We start from the raw sequence: 2,105 nt of genomic DNA, 5'->3' as shown, positions 1-2,105 counted from the left end.
ATGGCCGCTATGTCCGTCTGAAAACTGCTATTGACATCACCGAGCGGAAGATGGCAGACGAGGAGGCGCTCCAGGAGAGCGAGAAGCGGTATAGATCGCTCTTTGAATCGATGCATGATGGGTATGCCCACCAGGAGCTGGTCACGGATCCGGATGGCAGGCCGCGTGACTGCCGTTTTGTCGAGGTGAACCCTGCCTTTTCAAAAATTACCGGACTATCGCCTGAGATAATTACAGGAAAGAGTCTGCATGATGTTCTTCCTGAGATGGAGCCGGTGCTGATGGAATACTATGCAGAGGCAGCCAAAACAGGAGAATCGCAGGTTTTTGAACATGAGGAGGCTGGCCGGGATAAAACCTTCGAGGTATCGGTATACTGCTCAAAGGATGGGAAATGCACAAGCATCTTCCATGATATCAGTGAGAAGAAGAAGAGGGATGAAGAGACGAAGCGCTCTCTTCGTGAAAAGGAGACCCTTTTAAAAGAGATCCACCATCGTGTGAAGAACAATATGCAGGTGATCTCAGGCCTTCTGATGCTCCAGAGAAAGACGATCGATGATCCGACCATTCGCGAGCTCTTCCGGGAGAGTGAGAACCGGGTCTTCTCAATCGCACTCGTCCATGAGAAGCTGTACCAGTCTGAGAGCCTCTCCCGCATTAATTATGGCCAGTATCTCAGGACAATGTGTGAAACAATAATCACCTCCCGCGAGATCAGATCCGGAACAGTCAGCCTCCTGATTCATGCCGATGGGATCCACCTCTCAATTGACAAAGCTGTTCCCCTCAGCCTGATAACGAACGAGTTACTGACGAACTCCCTGAAACACGGGTATCCGGATGGAAGGAAAGGGACGATCACCATTACTATGGAGAGGCGGGATAATGAGATGGTATACCGGTTCAGCGATGACGGGGTTGGTTTCCCCGAAGATCTTGACTATACACAGACAGTATCGCTTGGCATGCGGCTTGTCACCAGCCTTGTGATGCAGTTGATGGGCAGTATCTCGATGAAGAGGGAGGAAGGAACACTCTTTGAGATCATCTTCCCGATTGAACCTGATGGAGGAGTATCAGAATGACGAAAGCGACAATATTGATAGTTGAAGATGAAGCCATCACCTCGATGGCATTGAAGAGCAGTCTTGAGGATATGGGCTATTCGGTCTGCGGGATTGCCAGGGCAGGAGAACTGGCAGTACAAAAGGCAGAAGAGCTGAAGCCTGATCTCATCATGATGGATATCATGCTCGCGGGTGAGATGACGGGGATTGAAGCTGCTGAAGAGATACGGAAGAACTATCATATTCCTGTCATTTTTTTGACGGCATTCTCAGATGATCAATATATCAATGAAGCAAAACTCACCGAACCATATGGCTATATCCTGAAGCCTGTCCGGGAGCAGGAGCTAAAGACAACCATCGCGATGGCATTTTACAAGAATGCGATGGACAGGATCGTCCGCGAACAGGCGGAGATCATCCGTGTGCTCCTGAATGAGACCCGTGATCTCCATTTCCTCATCGACAGGGATGGCTCCTTCATAGCAGTGAATGAAGCACTGGCAAAACGTGCTGGAAGAGGGGTTGACGAGTTGATAGGATCAGCGGTATCGGAGATGGTTGAATCCGGGTATCTCTCCCCGACGATGGCAGGCAAAACGCTGCCCCCTATCATGAATTATTCCCTGAATTACGAGGAGGAGTTTGCAGGATCATGGTATGATATTGGTATTCATCCGATCTTCGATCCCGATGGGACTGTCCGCAAGTATGCCGTCCATATCCATGATACAAGCAAGATGAAGGTGATGGAGGAGAGGTTACGGAAGTATTCGGATATGCTGATGAAACGGCTCTTCCCGGGAAAAAGCATCGAGGAGGTCAGCCTTGATGATCTGGGTGATCTGGATGATCTGGTAACATCGGACTTTTTTGACGATCTTAAGGATGCATCTCAGGGATCTCGTTAAATCAGGACTCTATTCTCCCCCATCCTGTTTATCATCACCTTTATCTGAAGCCATAACGAACGATTGAAGAATGACAGAGTATTTTGCCCTCTCTGAGATCGATTCTGCGATCAGGCGCACCCGG

Annotated in this window: 2 protein-coding genes; both read left to right on the top strand. The window is 49.3% G+C overall.

What is annotated here, in order from left to right; genetic code table 11:
• The coding region (locus QCH34_RS11330; RefSeq protein WP_300334230.1) for a histidine kinase dimerization/phosphoacceptor domain -containing protein at positions 1–1,088 on the top strand (1,088 nt) is incomplete at its 5' end.
• Positions 1,085–1,981, top strand: coding sequence for a response regulator (locus QCH34_RS11325; protein ID WP_300334227.1), 897 nt, complete (start codon positions 1,085–1,087; stop codon positions 1,979–1,981). The genes QCH34_RS11330 and QCH34_RS11325, both read left to right, overlap by 4 nt.
• Positions 1,982–2,105: the final 124 nt, after the last annotated feature.

This window comes from Methanocalculus sp. (assembly GCF_029762515.1).
In the GTDB taxonomy this organism is placed as follows: Archaea; Halobacteriota; Methanomicrobia; order Methanomicrobiales; family Methanocorpusculaceae; genus Methanocalculus.
The sequence above is the reverse complement of the archived record's forward strand: the minus strand, read 5'-3'. Positions and strand labels throughout refer to the sequence as shown.

Bases quoted from the DNA above. Each gene is read 5' to 3' on its own strand.
- QCH34_RS11325 (WP_300334227.1), top strand. From the start codon at position 1,085: ATGACGAAAGCGACAATATTGATAGTTGAAGATGAAGCCATCACCTCG.